This is a genomic window from Janthinobacterium sp. PSPC3-1 (assembly GCF_049896105.1).
In the GTDB taxonomy this organism is placed as follows: Bacteria; Pseudomonadota; Gammaproteobacteria; order Burkholderiales; family Burkholderiaceae_D; genus Janthinobacterium.
In genome coordinates this window covers 1-15,356 of sequence record NZ_JAFCTQ010000024.1, presented here as the reverse complement: position 1 = coordinate 15,356, position 15,356 = coordinate 1, and the positions used below count along the sequence as shown (strand labels likewise).

Below are 15,356 nucleotides of genomic sequence, written 5' to 3'. Positions count from 1 at the left end.
GGCTTTTTTCATGCTACTATCGGCAGGCAGGGCCGCACGATGCTGCATGGTCGACAACACCGGTCTGACAGACAACGATGGTGAAACCTGCAGGAAAAAGAAGCTGGAAACTGACTTGAACAATTCATATCGTATCGCTGTCCCCATGTATCTCATTATTGGTGTTGCAGCCGCTGCCTTGTTCGGTACCTGCGCCGTGAGCGCATTATTGGAGGGGCAATATTCGACCGCCGCATTCGGGATGGTTTTCGTGCTGATGGGACTTTATCTGATGGCCAGTGCCGGCAGTTTTGAAATGTCCGGGAAGTACATCGAGCAGCGCACCATTCATGGCCGCTACCGGATGGACTGGGATCAGGTGAGAAAAATTGAATATGGCGCGCAAGGCACGATTATCTTCCACGGCGAAAATGCGCGCTTCGTGCTGGCGCCTCCGGGGTACTGGTCCGGCAAACAAAAACCGGAGTCGCTGGACTTTCTCCAAAAGACGATTGCCAGTCTGGATGTGCTTGATTATTCGAGCAGTAGCGCCGACTTTAAAATCCACAAGAACGTTCGCTTGCGCACGGCTTGATACCAGACACGCGCCGCGCCACAGATTTCCGCACATTGAATGGCTGCTTGGGGGCTTTTGCACCGTTGCTTGGTAGTATTCTTTTCAATGTGAAAAGTACTTGAAAACTCGCGTATGGCGTGACCTTGATGACCGCCAAAATACTGGTCGAGCAGCACCAGAAATCAAGGCATCGCCTGTAGTGGAAGGCGATGCCTGCCCGACGCCGATAGCTGAAAAATCAACCGACCCCACTCGATGCCTGAACCAGCTGAATCACAACCGCTCAGTCACAGCGAACTGGACATCAGTCCCGGGGAACTGGCCACGCGCTATGCTTGCGGTGCCGGGAAGCGTGATGTCCAGGCTTAAGAATGGCTGAAAATTCCTCTGCTGGCGGCGAACCATGGCGCCGAAACGTCATTCTGCATTGTGTCATCAAGCTATCCATGTCAGGATGGCTTTTATTCCGATAACCTGACTGAGGAGTGCGCCATGACTGCCTATATTCCCGCCCTGATCTGGACCATGTCCGCTTTTGCCTGCCTCTTCATTGCCAAGCGCCGCAACTTGAAAACCACCACTTCCATGGCCGCGGTGGTGACCTTGCTGGGGCCGCTCGCGATTCCCCTGGTGCTGGCGCTCAAGCCCGTGAAACGGAACGATGGATGACCGACAGCGAACAACACGTGGCCGACAGCGTCAGGCAATGGGTCTGGTCCGGGTTTTATACGCAGGGCGATATCGAGCAGATGATGGACGATATCGTGGACGACGATTGCGATGTCGACGAATTGAGATCGCTGATCGGCCCCTGCCTGCGCGAGAAACAGCGGGCGGAACGTCAATGGCCGGCCGTCACCGATTGCGACCGGCTCGACAGGGTCTTTTACGCACTGCATGAACAGGGCATCTGCGCGCTGGCCAACGCCGGCTACACCATGTCCGATGGCCATTCCGACGTGGCCGAAGCCGTGGCGGACGCCCCCGAGGGGCACTACACAGGGTTTTGTTTTTATCACGGCCAGGATGTCGAGCGCGCCATCGAGGGCCATGGCGTGATGCTGGCCTTTGGCGACCTTGCCGACGACGAGGCGCGCAGCGTGCGGGTGGGCCAGGTGATTGCCGAAGCATTGCGCCAGGCCGGCTTTGCTGTCGACTGGGATGGTTCGACGCGGACCAGGATCAATCTGCCGGCGTTTGACTGGAAAAGACGGGCCACGCCGCAAGCTTGAGTGCGCCGGCAAGCGCCGCAATTTTCCTGATTCGTCCATATGTGCGGGACCGCATATAAGAACCGTCGCTACAATCTTAATATTCAGGCATTCCCACGATCTATCTGGAAGGGTTTGCCATGGATAACCGTTTGCCCGCCACGCCTGTTTCCCCCGCTCACGCCGCACCGCCGGTGCCGCTGTATCCGCTCAAGCTGAACATCAATGGCCGGCAGCACCAGCTGCATGTCGAAGCCTGGGTCAGCCTGCTCGACCTGCTGCGCGACCGCCTGGCCCTGACCGGCACCAAGAAGGGCTGCGACCACGGCCAGTGCGGCGCCTGCACGGTGCTGGTCGATGGCAAGCGCATCAATTCATGCCTGACGCTGGCGCTGATGCAGGAAGGCCGCGAGATCACCACCGTCGAAGGGTTGGCCGAAGGCACGGAACTGCATCCGCTGCAGCAGGCCTTTATCGCCCACGACGCTTTTCAATGCGGCTACTGCACTCCGGGCCAGCTGTGTTCCGGCATGGGGCTGATCGCCGAAGGGCAGGCCACGACGCGCGCCCAGGTGCGCGAACTGATGAGCGGCAATATCTGCCGCTGCGGCGCCTATCCGCAGATTGTCGCGGCGCTGGCTGACGTGATGCAACTGCCCGCGGAAACACAGGACGGCCAGGCCAGCGCGCCGGTCGGCATGGTGCCCGCATGAATCCGCTTTCGTTCGTGGTGCCGTTCGACCAGGCCGCCGCATTGACGCAGATCCGTGCCGAAGGGGCGCGCTTTATCGCCGGCGGCACCAACCTGGTCGACCTGATGAAGGAACGCGTGATGCTGCCGCAGCGCCTGGTCGATATCAACCGGCTGGCGCTGGACGCCATCGAAGCCGATGACGATGGCGGCCTGCGGCTGGGTGCGCTGGCGCGCAATGCGGCCACCGCCGCCCATCCGCTGGTGCTGGAACGCGCGCCGCTATTGAGCGCGGCCATCCTGGCCGGCGCCTCGCCGCAGATCCGCAATATGGCCAGCAATGGCGGCAACCTGCTGCAGCGCACGCGCTGCCATTATTTCTACGACGTTGGCGTGCCGTGCAACAAGCGCGAACCGGGCAGCGGTTGCCCGGCCATCGGCGGCATTTCGCGCCAGCACGCCATCCTCGGCGCCAGCGATTCCTGCATCGCGACGCACCCGTCCGACATGTGCGTGGCGCTGCGCGCGCTCGACGCCGTGGTGCATGTGGCGTCCGGCAATGGCGAGCGGGCGATTCCTTTCGGCCAATTCCACCGCCTGCCCGGCGACCAGCCGCAGATCGACACCAACCTGGCGCCGGACGAACTGATCACGCATATCGCGCTGCCGGCGGCGCCGCAGTTTGCGGCGCACTCGGTCTACCTGAAGCTGCGCGAGCGCGCTTCGTATGCGTTTGCGCTGGTGTCGGTGGCGGCCATGCTCGATATCGGCGAGGACGGCGCGATCCGCGAAGGGCGCGTGGCGCTGGGCGGCGTGGCGCACAAGCCGTGGCGCCTGCCGGAGGCGGAAGCGCTGCTTCAGGGCCCGCCCGATCCGGCCCGCTTCGGCGCCTTTGCCGACCGCCTGCTGGATGGGGCGCTGGGGCAGGGCGGCAACGATTTCAAGATCGTCATGGCGCGGCGCGCCATCGTGCGCGCACTGAACATGGCGGTGGCCGGCACGCAGGACAATACGGGCCATGGCGGCACGGTGATGGCAAGGGGAGCGGCATGAGCACGGCGACGACAGCATTGATCCCGGAACTGCGCACGCCGGTGGCGGACGCGGGTACCGGCTATGTAAAAACCGGCACCGCCGTGCCGCGCGTGGACGGGCGCGACAAGGTGACGGGCGCGGCGCGCTATGCGGCCGAATTCCTCACTGACGACTTGCTGCACGGCGTGGTGGTCAACAGCACCATCACCAAAGGGCGCATTATTTCGTTCGACACCAGCGCTGCGCTGGCGCAGCCCGGCGTGGTCGAGGTGATCACCTATCTGAACCGGCCGAAAATGCGCAGTTTCGACCTGTTCTACAAGGACATGACGGCCCCCGGCGGCGCGCCGTTCCGGCCCCTGTACGACGAGCAGGTCGTCAGCAATGGCCAGCCGGTGGCGCTGGTGGTGGCCGAAACGTTCGAAGCGGCGCGCCATGCGGCGGCGCTGGTGACAGTCCGTTATGCGGAAGAACCGCATGAAACGGGGCTGCTCAATTATCTGTCGCGGCCGCACAAGCCGAAGGGGCTGAAGGCTGGCTACACCCCGCCGCCCGATGAAAAAGGCCACGCGGAGCAGGCGTGGCAGGACGCCGACTGCAAGATCGATGCCGAATACTATAGCGGCGTGGAGCACCACAACCCGATGGAGCTGTTTGCGTCGACCGTGATCCGCGCGGCCGACGGCCATCTGACCATCTACGACAAGACGCAAAGCTCGCAGAACAGCCGCTGGTATGTGTCGCGCGTGTTCGGCCTGTCGAAATCCGAAGTCACGGTGCGCAACCCCTATGTGGGCGGCGCGTTTGGTGCCGGTTTGCGGCCCCAGTACCAGCTGCCGCTGGCGGTGATGGCGGCCTTGAAACTGCAGCGTTCGGTGAGGGTGGTGATGACGCGCCAGCAGATGTTTACCTTCGGCCACCGGCCCGAAACCTGGCAGCGCGTCAAACTGGCGGCCAGCCGCGACGGCGTGCTGCAGGCCATCGCGCACGACGCCACGGCTGAAACCTCGCGCTTCGAGGACTATGTGGAAGCGGTGGTGAACTGGTCGGGCCAGCTGTACGCCTGCGAGAATATCCGCCTCGGCTATCAATTGGTCGACCTGGACCAGTTCAGTCCGATGGACATGCGCGCGCCCGGCGCGGCCCACGGCGTGCATGCGCTGGAAGTGGCGATGGATGAATTGTCATACCAGGTGGGCATGGACCCGCTGGCCTTCCGGCTGAAGAATTATGCCGAGTCCAATCCCGTCGACGACCTGCCGTATTCGACCAAGGAGCTGCGCGCCTGTTACGCGCAGGGCGCCGAGCGCTTCGGCTGGAGCCGGCGTCCGCTGGCGCCGCGCAGCCGCAAGGAAGGCACGGAGTGGGTGGGCTGGGGCATGGCGACCGGCATCTGGGACGCGATGCAGATGTTTGCCCGCGCCAGCGCGGTGCTGCATGCGGACGGGCGGCTGGTGGTCAGCAGCGCGGCCACCGATATCGGCACCGGCACGTACACCGTGATGGCCACCATCGCGGCCGAGGAAATGGGCCTGCCGCTGGAACACGTGGCCTTCCAGCTCGGCGACTCCACCTTGCCGGTGGCGCCGATCGAAGGCGGTTCCTCGCATGTGGCCACGGTCGGTTCGGCGGTGCAGGGTGCCTGTGAAAAACTCAAAAAGACGCTGTTCAAGCTGGCCAGGCAGTTGCCCGATTCGCCATTTCCGAAAGCGCGCTTTGCCGACGTGGAGTTTGTCGAGGGGCGCGTGCGGCTGCGCCGCGAACAGGAAACGGGTATCGCGCTGACAGCCTTGCTGCCTGCGGCCGAGATGGCGAAGGTCGAGGAAAAATATTTGCTGCTGCCGAACATGCTGCAACAGCGCAAATACACGCGCGCCGTGCATTCGGCCGTGTTCTGCGAAGTACGGGTGGACGAGGAGTTCGGCACGGTGCGGGTCACGCGCGTGGTCAGCGCGGTGGCGGCCGGGCGCATCATCAATACCAAGACGGCCGCCAGCCAGGTCAGCGGCGCCGTGGTGTGGGGCATCAGCCAGGCGCTGCACGAAGAAACCCAGATGGACCATGCGCTGGGCCGCTTCATGAACCACAGCCTGGGCGAATACCATGTGGCGGTAAACGCCGATATCCACGATATCGACGTCATCTTCGTGCAGGAGGACGACCGCATCGTCAGCCGCCTGGGGGCCAAGGGCGTGGGCGAGATCGGCATTGTCGGCGTGGCGGCGGCGATTTCCAACGCCATCTATCACGCCACCGGCAAGCGGGTACGCAGCACGCCGATGACGCCGGACAAGGTGATGAGCATGTAGCGCTACCGCAACAAGCGCTGGCGATGCCGCAAGGGCATTGACGCGGTGCGGTTACACTTGAGATAATGAGAATTATTCTCAATTGAGCAGGAGCCCGTCGTGCATATTGCGCAGTCCAGCCAGGCCATCGCCGGCATCTACAGCAGCCACCATGGCTGGCTGTTGCGCTGGCTGCGCGGCAAGCTGCCCTGCGCCGACCAGGCGGCCGACCTGGCGCACGATACCTTCGTGCGGCTGCTGGCGGCACCGCAGCCGGCCATGCCGGCCTTGCGCGAACCGCGCGCCTACCTGACGACCGTGGCGCAGCGTTTATTGATCGACCACTACCGGCGCCTGTCGCTGGAACAGGCCTGGCTCGAAGTGCTGGCGCAGCAGCCGGAACTGCTGATGCAGTCGCCGGAAGAGCGTTTGATCATCCTGCAGGCGTTGCAGCGCCTGGACGCCATGCTCGATGGCTTGCCCGATGCGGTGCGCAGCGCCTTTCTGATGGCCCATGTCGATGACATGGGCTACGCCGAGATCGCGGCGCGTCTCGGTATCAGCGAGCGCACCGTCAAGCGCCATATGGTGCAGGCCTTCGAGCAGTGCATCCTGCTGATATTGTGAGCGCCGCGATCGATCCCGGCGCGGCGCGCGAGGCGGCGCAGTGGCTGGTGCGCCTGCGCGACGGTGCCTTGAGCGCCGCCGAGCAGCAGGCATTCGAGGCCTGGCGCAACAGCCATCCCGCTCACCTCGAGGCCTGGCGGCGCGCCCAATTGCTGTGCCAGACACTGGCCATCGTGCCGCCCGCCTTGCGCCAGCAGCAGCCGCAAGGACAACGCCGCCGCGCCGTCAAGCAGCTGGCGATACTGATCGCCTGCGCCGCGCCGCCTTTGCTGCTGGCCAGCCGCTCGCCGTGGTGGCAATCCTGGCGCGCCGGCATCAGCACCGCCACCGGCGAGATCCGCCAGGTGCTGCTGCCCGACGGCACCCAGCTGGCCCTCAATACCGCCACCGCCATCGACGTGGCCTTCGACGATACGACCCGCTTGATCGTGCTGCACGCGGGCGAAATCCATCTGCGCAGCGCGCCGGACCCGGCCAGGGTGGCGCGCCCGCTGATGGTGCGCTCGGCCAATGGCAGCGTGCGCGCCCTCGGCACGCGCTTTGCCGTGCGCCAGGAAGGCGGCCTGTTCTCGCCGCGCACGCATGTGTGCGTGACGCAGGGCGCGGTGGAAATCGTGCCGGCGCAGGCGCGGCATGCCGCGCGCACCGTCGACAGCGGCTGGCAAGCCAGTTTTGACAGTAACGCGGTGGCCGGCATTGCCGCCGCGGCGGCCGGCAGCGAGGCCTGGTTGCAGGGCGTGCTGATCGCTGACCGCACGCCGCTGGGCGAGGTGCTGGCGCAGCTCGCGCGCTACCGGAGTGGCGTCGTGCGCTGCGACCCGGCCGTGGCGCGGCTGCCGGTCGACGGCATTTTCCAGCTCAACGATACCGACCGGATACTGGCGCTGCTGCAGGTTTCCCTGCCGATCCGTGTCAGCCTGCGCACGCCGTACTGGGTCAGCGTCGGGCCGGCGTGAAGAGTTGGCGTTGCATGTCCCTTTTTTGATTCTGCTTCGTCATAACAGATAGAACGCTACTTCTGACGATAGAAAGGGACTCCATGCTTTTGCCGCACCACGCTTGCGCTACACCGATTCCATTGCACCCCACCGCCCGCGCCGTGCGCGCCGCCCTGGTCCTGTTGATGGGCGCCTCGACCGCGCTCGGCATCGTGCCGCAGCCGGCCCGCGCTGCGGAAACCACCACGGCCGCCGGCGCGCGCGAGGTCCGGATCGCCGCCGGCGACCTGCAGACGGCGCTCGCCAGCTATGCGGTCGCCGCCGGCGTCAACCTGTCGACCCAGGGACTGCCGCTCGCCGGCTTGCGCAGCAGGGGCGTGCAGGGCCGCCATACGCCGTTGCAGGGTCTGCAGAAACTGCTGGAAGGCAGCGGCCTGGAGGCCATCGACAGCGGCAATGGCAATTACGTGGTGCGCAAGGCGGCGGACGTCAGCCTGGCCACCATGCCGGCCGTTACCATCAGCGCCGAAGCGGACCGCAATACCGAGGGCACGGGTTCGTATACGACGAAAAACATGCGCACGGCGACCGGCCTGACGCTGTCGCAGCGCCAGACGCCGCAGTCGGTCAGTGTCATTTCGCGCCAGCAGATGGACGATTTCAATCTCGCCACCCTGCAGGACGTGGCGCTGGCCACGCCCGGCATCTATACCAAGCAGCCCGGCGTGACGGACCAGGAAACCTCGTACTATGCGCGCGGCTTTGCGCTGACCCACGTCAATGTCGATGGCCTGCCACTTGACGTTACCGGCTTCAACCAGCGCAATGTGTCGGCCGACATGATCATGTATGACCGGGTGGAAGTGGTGCGCGGCGCCACGGGCCTGATGGAAGGGGCGGGCGCACCATCCGGCAGCATCAACCTGGTGCGCAAGCGCCCGACCGCCACGCCGCTGCTCAATGGCTCGGTGGCGCTGGGCAGCTGGAACGACAAGCAAGTGACGGTCGATGCCAGCTCCACGCTCAACGAATCGGGCAGCCTGCGCGGCCGGGTGGCCGGCAGCTGGCGCGACAGCGACAGCTTTGTCGACGTGGTCAAGCACAGGAATGGCACCGTGTACGGCATCGTCGAAGCCGACCTGGGCCCGGATACCACCCTGGGCCTGGGCTTTTCACGCCAGAGCACGCGCACCGACGGCGTCTTTGTCGGCCTGCCGACCTTGCCCGACGGCAGCCACATGAACTTGCCCCGCTCGACCTTTCTGAACAACGCCGATTCCTTCCAGGACCGCGACAACGACGTGCTGTTCGCCGACCTGGAACACCAGCTGGCAGGCGGCTGGAAGGTGCGCCTGGCGGCCACCCATGTCGACGCCAAATCGTCCACCCGCAACACCACCAACAGCCGCATCGATGGCCAGACCTACCTGCTGCGGCAGTCCGAAACCGGCTGGAAGTACAGCACCGGCCAGGTGGTGGCCGACCTGCGCGCGAGCGGCCCCGTCACCTGGTTCGGCCGCCGCCATGAAGTGATCATCGGCGCCAGCTACCGCGACGACGATTCCGACGCGGGCCAGAGCTGGGAAGGCGCCGGCACGCGCGTGATCGATATCCGCAACTGGAATCCGCGGGCTTATGCCATGCAGGCAGGCGTGCTGGAACCGTATAACTGGGGCCGCAAGACGCGCGAGAAGGGTTTGTATGCGGCCGGCAATTTCAGCCTGGCCGACCCGCTGCACCTGGTGATGGGCGCGCGCCTGGGCTGGTACACGCAAGACGTCACCGGCTGGTACGAAACCCGATTTACGTGGCGCCGCAGCCTCGATGAAAGCGCCAGGCTGACGCCCTACCTGGGCCTGGTCTACGACCTGGACAAGCATCATTCCGTGTATGTCAGCGGCACCCAGATCTTCGAGCCGCAAAGCAGCATGGACGTCAACGGCAATACCTTGCCGCCGCTTAGCGGCACCAACTATGAAGTGGGCGTCAAGGGCGAGTACTTCGGCGGCGCGCTCAATACCAGCGCCGCGCTGTTCCGCATCAAGCAGCGCAACCGCGAAATGGCCGACGAACGCAACTGCCCGACCGGCGGCGCCATCTATTGCGCGCGCGCGGCCGGTGAAGTGGAAAGCGAAGGCGTCGACCTGCAGGTATCCGGCTCGCCCTTGCCGGGCTGGCAGGTCGCCGGTGGCTATACCTATGTCATGGCCAAGTACACCAAAGATGATATCGCCGCCAATGTCGGCCAGCGCATCGCCACCGACGAACCGAAACAGCTGCTCAAGCTGTCGGCCACCTGGCAGCCGGGCGGCAGCCTGGCGCCATGGAGCGTGGGCGCGTCGATCCAGGCGCAGGACAGGATGTTCCGCCGCGAGACGGGTTTTTATACCTCGCAGGGTGCGTATATGGTGGCGGGACTCACCGCCGGCTACCGCATCAACGACAAGCTGCAGCTGCGCCTGAATGTCGACAATGTCTTCGACCGCCATTATTACCAGGCGCTGGGCTACAGCTGGTCGGGCGGCCTGGCACGCTATGGCGCGCCGCGCAGCGCGCTGCTGACGCTCAATTACAAGCTGTAGCAGTAGACTGGCCGGCGCCACGGCGCCGGCCCGAGCGCTGTCGCATAATCGCCGCAAAACCTTGTCTTGCTTGCCATGGACTTGCTGAAGTCCTATGAATATTTTCCAAAAGCAACTATAATCTTCCTTCGTCAGATTCATCATCGTCACGCTGGTTGCCGCTTTTTTCACTGGCCGCGCCGGGGTTTGCACGCATGCCGCTTTTCCCATTCCCGGGAGGCATCTGGAAGACATCTTTTCCCGCCCCGAAAACGCGGGCTGGTGACCGTGCCATCATCCGGTCGATACTCCCTGTTCCTGTTTGCCGCGTCGCCTGATGGTTGCGATAGTGGCGCCCCTGGCGCGCGTTGCGCCGCTTGTTAATCTTATGCTCACGGAAGCACATGCTCAGTTCAATGTTCGCGACAGGCCCGGCCTCGATGCCTTACCAGTACGGCACCCATGACGCGGGGCTGGTATTCATCTCCATCGCCATCGCCATCTTCGCCTCGTTCATGGCGCTGCAAGTGGCCGGCATGGCGCGCGACAGCGACATGCGGCTGCAGCGCCAGACGGCCATCGTCACGGGCGCCATTGCGCTGGGCGGCGGCATCTGGTCGATGCATTTCATCGGCATGCTGGCGTTCGACCTGTGCACCCATGTCACCTTCGAGCCTCGGTTGACCCTGTTGTCGATGTTGCCGGGCATGGCCGCATCCTGGGTCGCGCTGCACCTGCTGGCGCGCCCGCGGATCAGCGTGCCGCAATTGCTGGTCGGCGGCGTCCTGGTCGGCACCGGCATCGGCTCCATGCATTACAGCGGCATGGCCGCCATGCAGAGCGCACTGGACCTGCACTATGAGCCATGGCTGTTCGCGCTGTCGCTGGTGGTGGCCATCGTCATGGCCGTGCTGGCCTTGTGGATACGCTTCGGCCTGGCCGCCTCGCGCTTGCAGTTGCGCCCGATGACGGCGCTGCTGGCCAGCAGCGTGGTGATGGGCCTGGCCATCTCGGGCATGCATTACACCGGCATGCTGGCGGCGCGCTTTTCGGGCATGCCGGCCGCAGGCAGCAGCACCATCACGGTGCAGGCCTCGTTCATCGCGCTGGCGGTGGCCCTGATCACCGTTACCCTGACCGTGTTCGTCGCCGCCGCCAATGGCCTGCTGCGCTACCGCCAGCTGCTGCGCCATGCGAATGCGGGCGAATCGCGCCTGCGCGCCATCGTCGACACGGCCGCCGACGGCCTGATCACCATCGACGGCCAGGGCAAGGTGCGCTCGTTCAATCCGGCCGCCGAAGCGCTGTTCGGCTGGCGCGAAGCCGAGATGCTCGGGCGCGACGCCAACCTGCTGCTGCAGGATGACGACGCGGCCATCTACCAGGGCTATCTGCGCGAATATGTGGCCACCGGTATCTCGCGCATCCTGCACAGCGGCCGCGAGCTGGAAGGTCGCCACAAGGATGGCGCCATGCTGCCGATCCGCGTCGCCATCGGCAAGATCGACACGCCGGGCCAGCCGCTGTTCGTGGCCTTCGTCACCGACATGCGCTCGTCGCGCAACATGGAGCAGGCGCTGAAGGACAGCGAGCGCCAGTACCGCACCCTGATCCGCAATATTCCGGGCGTATCGTTCCACAGCAGCTTTGCGCCGGACTGGCAGATGATCTTCATCAGCGACGCCGTCTATAACCTGACCGGCTGGATGCCCGAGGATTTCATCGAGGGCAGGGTCAGGATGTTCGACATCGTCCATCCGGACGACCGCCAGCGCGTCAACGACACCTGCGTGCAGGCGGCCGGCCAGAAACGCGACTTTGAAAACGTCTACCGCATGATCCACCGCGACGGGCGCGAACGCTGGGTGCGTGAAAGCAGCGGCCCGGTGCTGGACAACGACGGCGTGGTGCGCTGGATCGACGGCGTCATCCTCGACATCACCGAAAGCGAATTGCGCAACGCCGAATACGAAGGCAAGGTCACGGCCATTTCGCGCGCCATGGCGGTGATCGAATTCGACCTGCAGGGCAGGGTGCTGGCCGCCAACCAGAACTTCCTCGATCTGGTCGGCTACCGGCTGGACGAAGTGCTGGGCCAGCATCACAGCATGTTCTGCGAACCGGACTACGTGCAGTCCGAAGACTATCCCTTGTTCTGGCAGCGCCTGGGCAATGGCGAATTCGACGCCGCCGAATACAACCGCATTGGCAGGGACGGCAAGAAGATCAGCATCCAGGCCTCGTACAACCCGATCTTCAATGCCGACGGCAAGCCGTTCAAGGTGGTCAAGCTGGCCACCGACATCAGCGAGCAGCGCGCCATGCAGGAAAACCTGCGCGCCGCCAAGGACCGCGCCGAACTGGCGGCCGAGTCAAAAACCTCGTTCCTGGCCAACATGAGCCATGAGATCCGCACGCCGATGAACGCCATCATCGGCTTCACGGAAGTGTTGCTGGGCACGGCGCTGGACAGCCTGCAGCGGCGCCACCTGACCACCGTGCGCCAGTCGGCCCGTTCGCTGCTGGAGCTGCTCAACGACATCCTCGACACGGCCAAGCTGGAAAAGGGCGCGACCGAACTGGAACTGGTGGACTTTTCGCTGCCCGACCTGGTCGACCACGTGGCCGCCTCGCTGCGCATCACGGCCCACAACAAGGAGATCGAGCTGCTGGTCGACTACGATCCGCGCGCCGGCCAGTTCTTCCTCGGCGACGCGCGCCGCATCCAGCAGGTGCTGACCAACCTGATCGGCAACGCCGTCAAGTTCACCGAAGCGGGCCAGGTGCGTGTTGCCGTCGACATGCGCGGCGCCAGCGTGCATGTCGCCGTGCACGACACGGGTATCGGCATTCCGGCCGACCGCCTCGACAAGATCTTCGCGCCATTTACCCAGGCCGATTCCTCGATGAGCCGCCGCTTCGGCGGCACGGGCCTGGGCACCACCATCTCGCTGCAGCTGGTCGAACTGATGGGGGGCACCATCACGGTCGAAAGCACGCTCGGCGTGGGCAGCGTGTTCCACGTGCTGCTGCCGCTGGCGGCCGGCAAGGTGGTGCTGCGCCGCAGCGAACAGCCGGCGCTGGCCTTGCCGCCGCTGCGCATCCTGGCGGCCGACGACGTACCGCAAAATATCGAACTGCAGATGATCAGCCTGGGCGCGGCCGGCCACCAGGTGATCACCGCCGGCGATGGCGACAGCGCTGTGCGCGAATTTCGCAACGGCAGCTACGATATCGTGCTGATGGACGTGCAGATGCCGCGCATGGACGGCCTGGAAGCGACGCGCCTGATCCGCGTGCACGAACGCGAGCAGGGCCTGAAACCGACGCCGATCATCGCCCTGACGGCCAGCGTGCTGGAACAGGACCGGCGCGCCGCGCAGACGGCCGGCATGAACGGTTTTGCCTCCAAGCCGCTGGAAATGCACAAGCTGACGGCGGAAATCGCGCGCCTGCTCGACATCGCCGTCGACACCGGACTGGCGCCACAGCAGGCGGCGCTGGGCTTTGCCGGCGGCCAGGTCGACTGGCAGCGCGGCACGGCCCTGTGGGGCGGACGCGATGCGCTGGCGCGCGCAATAAGCCGCTTCGCCAAGACCAACGGCGACAGCACGGCGCTGCTGGCGCGCGAGATCGATCGCGGCAGCGCCAGCGTGGCCGGCCACCTGCTGCACCGCCTGAAGGGCGCGGCCGCCAATCTGTGCCTGGTGCAGATCGAGGGCATCCTCGGCCGCATCGAGCAGGCGCTGCACCACCAGGCGCCGGTGGCCGAGCTGCTGGAACAGCTGGCGGCGGCGTTTGCCGCGCTGGCGGTCGAAGTGGGCGAGGGCGCGCAGGCCGGCGTGGCCAGCGTGGCCGCCCCCGGCGTGCCGCTCGACCACGCGGCGGCCGAAGCGGTGCTGCGCAAGGCGATCGCCAGCCTGGAAGGCGGCCAGCTCGACGACGCCCTGATGGCGGACGTTACCGCCCTGCTGGCGCCGCACGCCGGGCAGCGCCAGCTGCAAACCCTGGCCGGCGCCATCGACGACTTCGAATTTGCGCGCGCCGCCGCCGTGCTCAGGCAGTTGCTCGAGTGGCTGCAGGCGCAGGCGGCCGAAGAAGACGGTGCTGTATCATCCTGATCCGAATCTGAGTTAATGTATCGACATGAAATTACCCGAACAAAAACCGACCCTGCTGCTGGTCGACGATGAAGCGACCAACCTGCAGGTGCTGCGCCAGATCCTGCAGGACGATTATCGTCTGCTGTATGCCAAGGACGGCGAAAAGGCCCTGGAGCTGGCGCAGAGCAATCCGGTCGAGCTGATCCTGCTCGACATCATGATGCCCGCCATGACCGGCTATGAAGTGTGCCGCAAGCTCAAAGCGATGCCGCTGACGGCGGCCATTCCCGTCATTTTCGTCACGGCCCTGGCCGACGTGAAGGACGAGGCGGAAGGCTTTGACGCCGGTGCCGTCGACTACATCACCAAGCCGGTCAGCCCGCCCATCGTGCGCGCCCGCGTGCGTACCCATCTGTCGCTGGTCGACGCGGCCGAACTGCGCCGCTCGCGCCTGCAGGTGATCCAGCGGCTGGGCCAGGCGGCCGAGTACAAGGACAATGAAACCGGCATGCACGTCATCCGCATGAGTTATTACGCGCGCCAGCTGGCGCTGGCCGCCGGCTTCAGCGAGGCCCAGGCCGAAGACCTGCTGAACGCCGCGCCCATGCACGATGTCGGCAAGATCGGCATCCCCGACGCCATCCTGCAAAAGCCGGGCAAGCTCGATGCGGACGAATGGCAGGTGATGCGCAGCCACGCCGAAATCGGCGAGGCCATCATCGGCGAACATGCCGGGGGCTTGCTCAAAATGGCGCGCACCATCGCCCTGACGCACCATGAAAAATGGGACGGCAGCGGCTACCCGAACGGTTTGAAAGGCGAGGAAATCGCGCTCGAGGGGCGCATCGTGGCGATCGCCGACGTGTTCGACGCCCTTACCAGCGAGCGCCCCTACAAGCGTGCCTGGACGGTGGAAGAGGCGATCGACACCATGCGGCGCGACAGCGGCGTGCACTTCGATCCCGAACTGATCGAACTGTTTATCGCCAATCTGCCGGCCATGCTGGAGATCAAGGCGCAGTGGAAAGAGCCGGTATAGGTATATCTGCATCGGATTACGCTACGCTAATCCGACCTGCGCTTCTCTTGTCGACTGTCTTCGAAAGCAAAGTAGGTCGGATTAGGCCGAAGGCCGTAATCCGACGACATTGTTGGCGCTAACGGTGGTGTCGGATTACGCACGGCTTCGCCCTGCTAATCCGACCTTGTATTATTCCTCTCATGCGGTTGGTGGTGTTGCGAACAACATCGACCGCTGTCAAAATTCTTGGTAGGCATATCAAGACCGGGTAACTGGATGCCGTATCCGCCCTTAGGCTCAAAGCCAGCGATGTAGATCTCGCACC

11 protein-coding genes are annotated in these 15,356 nt (G+C 64.8%); all 11 read left to right on the top strand.

Annotated elements, in window-relative coordinates; genetic code table 11:
- Window positions 1–46: 46 nt before the first annotated feature.
- The 11 genes from ACP7B7_RS21625 (at window position 47) to ACP7B7_RS21575 (ending at window position 15,049) form a co-directional block, all read left to right on the top strand.
- Window positions 47–574 (top strand): hypothetical protein, encoded by a 528-nt coding sequence (locus ACP7B7_RS21625; protein ID WP_426078023.1) that lies wholly within the window; start codon window positions 47–49, stop codon window positions 572–574.
- A gap of 474 nt (window positions 575–1,048) precedes the next feature.
- On the top strand, window positions 1,049–1,225 hold the full coding sequence (locus ACP7B7_RS21620; protein WP_308921436.1) for a hypothetical protein: 177 nt from the start codon (window positions 1,049–1,051) through the stop codon (window positions 1,223–1,225).
- A complete protein-coding gene (locus ACP7B7_RS21615; RefSeq protein ID WP_426078022.1) occupies window positions 1,222–1,788 on the top strand; it encodes a DUF6891 domain-containing protein in 567 nt (188 codons plus the stop codon). The genes ACP7B7_RS21620 and ACP7B7_RS21615 overlap by 4 nt, the downstream gene beginning before the upstream one ends.
- Before the next feature lie 119 nt (window positions 1,789–1,907).
- Window positions 1,908–2,480: a (2Fe-2S)-binding protein gene (locus tag ACP7B7_RS21610; RefSeq protein WP_426078021.1), complete on the top strand. Its 573-nt coding sequence runs from the start codon at window positions 1,908–1,910 to the stop codon at window positions 2,478–2,480.
- The gene (locus ACP7B7_RS21605) at window positions 2,477–3,511 is read left to right on the top strand and encodes an FAD binding domain-containing protein (protein WP_426078020.1); all 1,035 of its coding nucleotides are present in this window, start codon (window positions 2,477–2,479) and stop codon (window positions 3,509–3,511) included. The genes ACP7B7_RS21610 and ACP7B7_RS21605 overlap by 4 nt, the downstream gene beginning before the upstream one ends.
- Window positions 3,508–5,802, top strand: coding sequence for a xanthine dehydrogenase family protein molybdopterin-binding subunit (locus tag ACP7B7_RS21600; RefSeq protein ID WP_426078019.1), 2,295 nt, complete (start codon window positions 3,508–3,510; stop codon window positions 5,800–5,802). Before ACP7B7_RS21605 ends, ACP7B7_RS21600 begins: the two co-directional genes overlap by 4 nt.
- A gap of 105 nt (window positions 5,803–5,907) precedes the next feature.
- On the top strand, window positions 5,908–6,408 hold the full coding sequence (locus ACP7B7_RS21595) for a sigma-70 family RNA polymerase sigma factor (protein WP_426078085.1): 501 nt from the start codon (window positions 5,908–5,910) through the stop codon (window positions 6,406–6,408).
- On the top strand, window positions 6,405–7,364 hold the full coding sequence (locus tag ACP7B7_RS21590; protein ID WP_426078018.1) for a FecR domain-containing protein: 960 nt from the start codon (window positions 6,405–6,407) through the stop codon (window positions 7,362–7,364). The genes ACP7B7_RS21595 and ACP7B7_RS21590 overlap by 4 nt, the downstream gene beginning before the upstream one ends.
- Before the next feature lie 83 nt (window positions 7,365–7,447).
- Complete coding sequence (locus ACP7B7_RS21585) at window positions 7,448–9,928, top strand: TonB-dependent siderophore receptor (RefSeq protein ID WP_426078017.1); 2,481 nt, start codon at window positions 7,448–7,450, stop codon at window positions 9,926–9,928.
- Window positions 9,929–10,311: 383 nt separating this feature from the next.
- Window positions 10,312–14,028 (top strand): PAS domain S-box protein, encoded by a 3,717-nt coding sequence (locus ACP7B7_RS21580; protein WP_426078016.1) that lies wholly within the window; start codon window positions 10,312–10,314, stop codon window positions 14,026–14,028.
- Between the two features lie 25 nt (window positions 14,029–14,053).
- Complete coding sequence (locus ACP7B7_RS21575) at window positions 14,054–15,049, top strand: HD domain-containing phosphohydrolase (RefSeq protein WP_426078015.1); 996 nt, start codon at window positions 14,054–14,056, stop codon at window positions 15,047–15,049.
- Window positions 15,050–15,356: the final 307 nt, after the last annotated feature.

Excerpts from the sequence above, each read along its gene's own strand:
- ACP7B7_RS21625 (WP_426078023.1), top strand. The coding sequence starts at position 47 with ATGGTCGACAACACCGGTCTGACAGACAACGATGGTGAAACCTGCAGG.
- ACP7B7_RS21620 (WP_308921436.1), top strand. The coding sequence starts at position 1,049 with ATGACTGCCTATATTCCCGCCCTGATCTGGACCATGTCCGCTTTTGCC.
- ACP7B7_RS21615 (WP_426078022.1), top strand. The coding sequence starts at position 1,222 with ATGACCGACAGCGAACAACACGTGGCCGACAGCGTCAGGCAATGGGTC.
- ACP7B7_RS21610 (WP_426078021.1), top strand. The coding sequence starts at position 1,908 with ATGGATAACCGTTTGCCCGCCACGCCTGTTTCCCCCGCTCACGCCGCA.
- ACP7B7_RS21605 (WP_426078020.1), top strand. The coding sequence starts at position 2,477 with ATGAATCCGCTTTCGTTCGTGGTGCCGTTCGACCAGGCCGCCGCATTG.
- ACP7B7_RS21600 (WP_426078019.1), top strand. The coding sequence starts at position 3,508 with ATGAGCACGGCGACGACAGCATTGATCCCGGAACTGCGCACGCCGGTG.
- ACP7B7_RS21585 (WP_426078017.1), top strand. The coding sequence starts at position 7,448 with ATGCTTTTGCCGCACCACGCTTGCGCTACACCGATTCCATTGCACCCC.
- ACP7B7_RS21580 (WP_426078016.1), top strand. The coding sequence starts at position 10,312 with ATGCTCAGTTCAATGTTCGCGACAGGCCCGGCCTCGATGCCTTACCAG.
- ACP7B7_RS21575 (WP_426078015.1), top strand. The coding sequence starts at position 14,054 with ATGAAATTACCCGAACAAAAACCGACCCTGCTGCTGGTCGACGATGAA.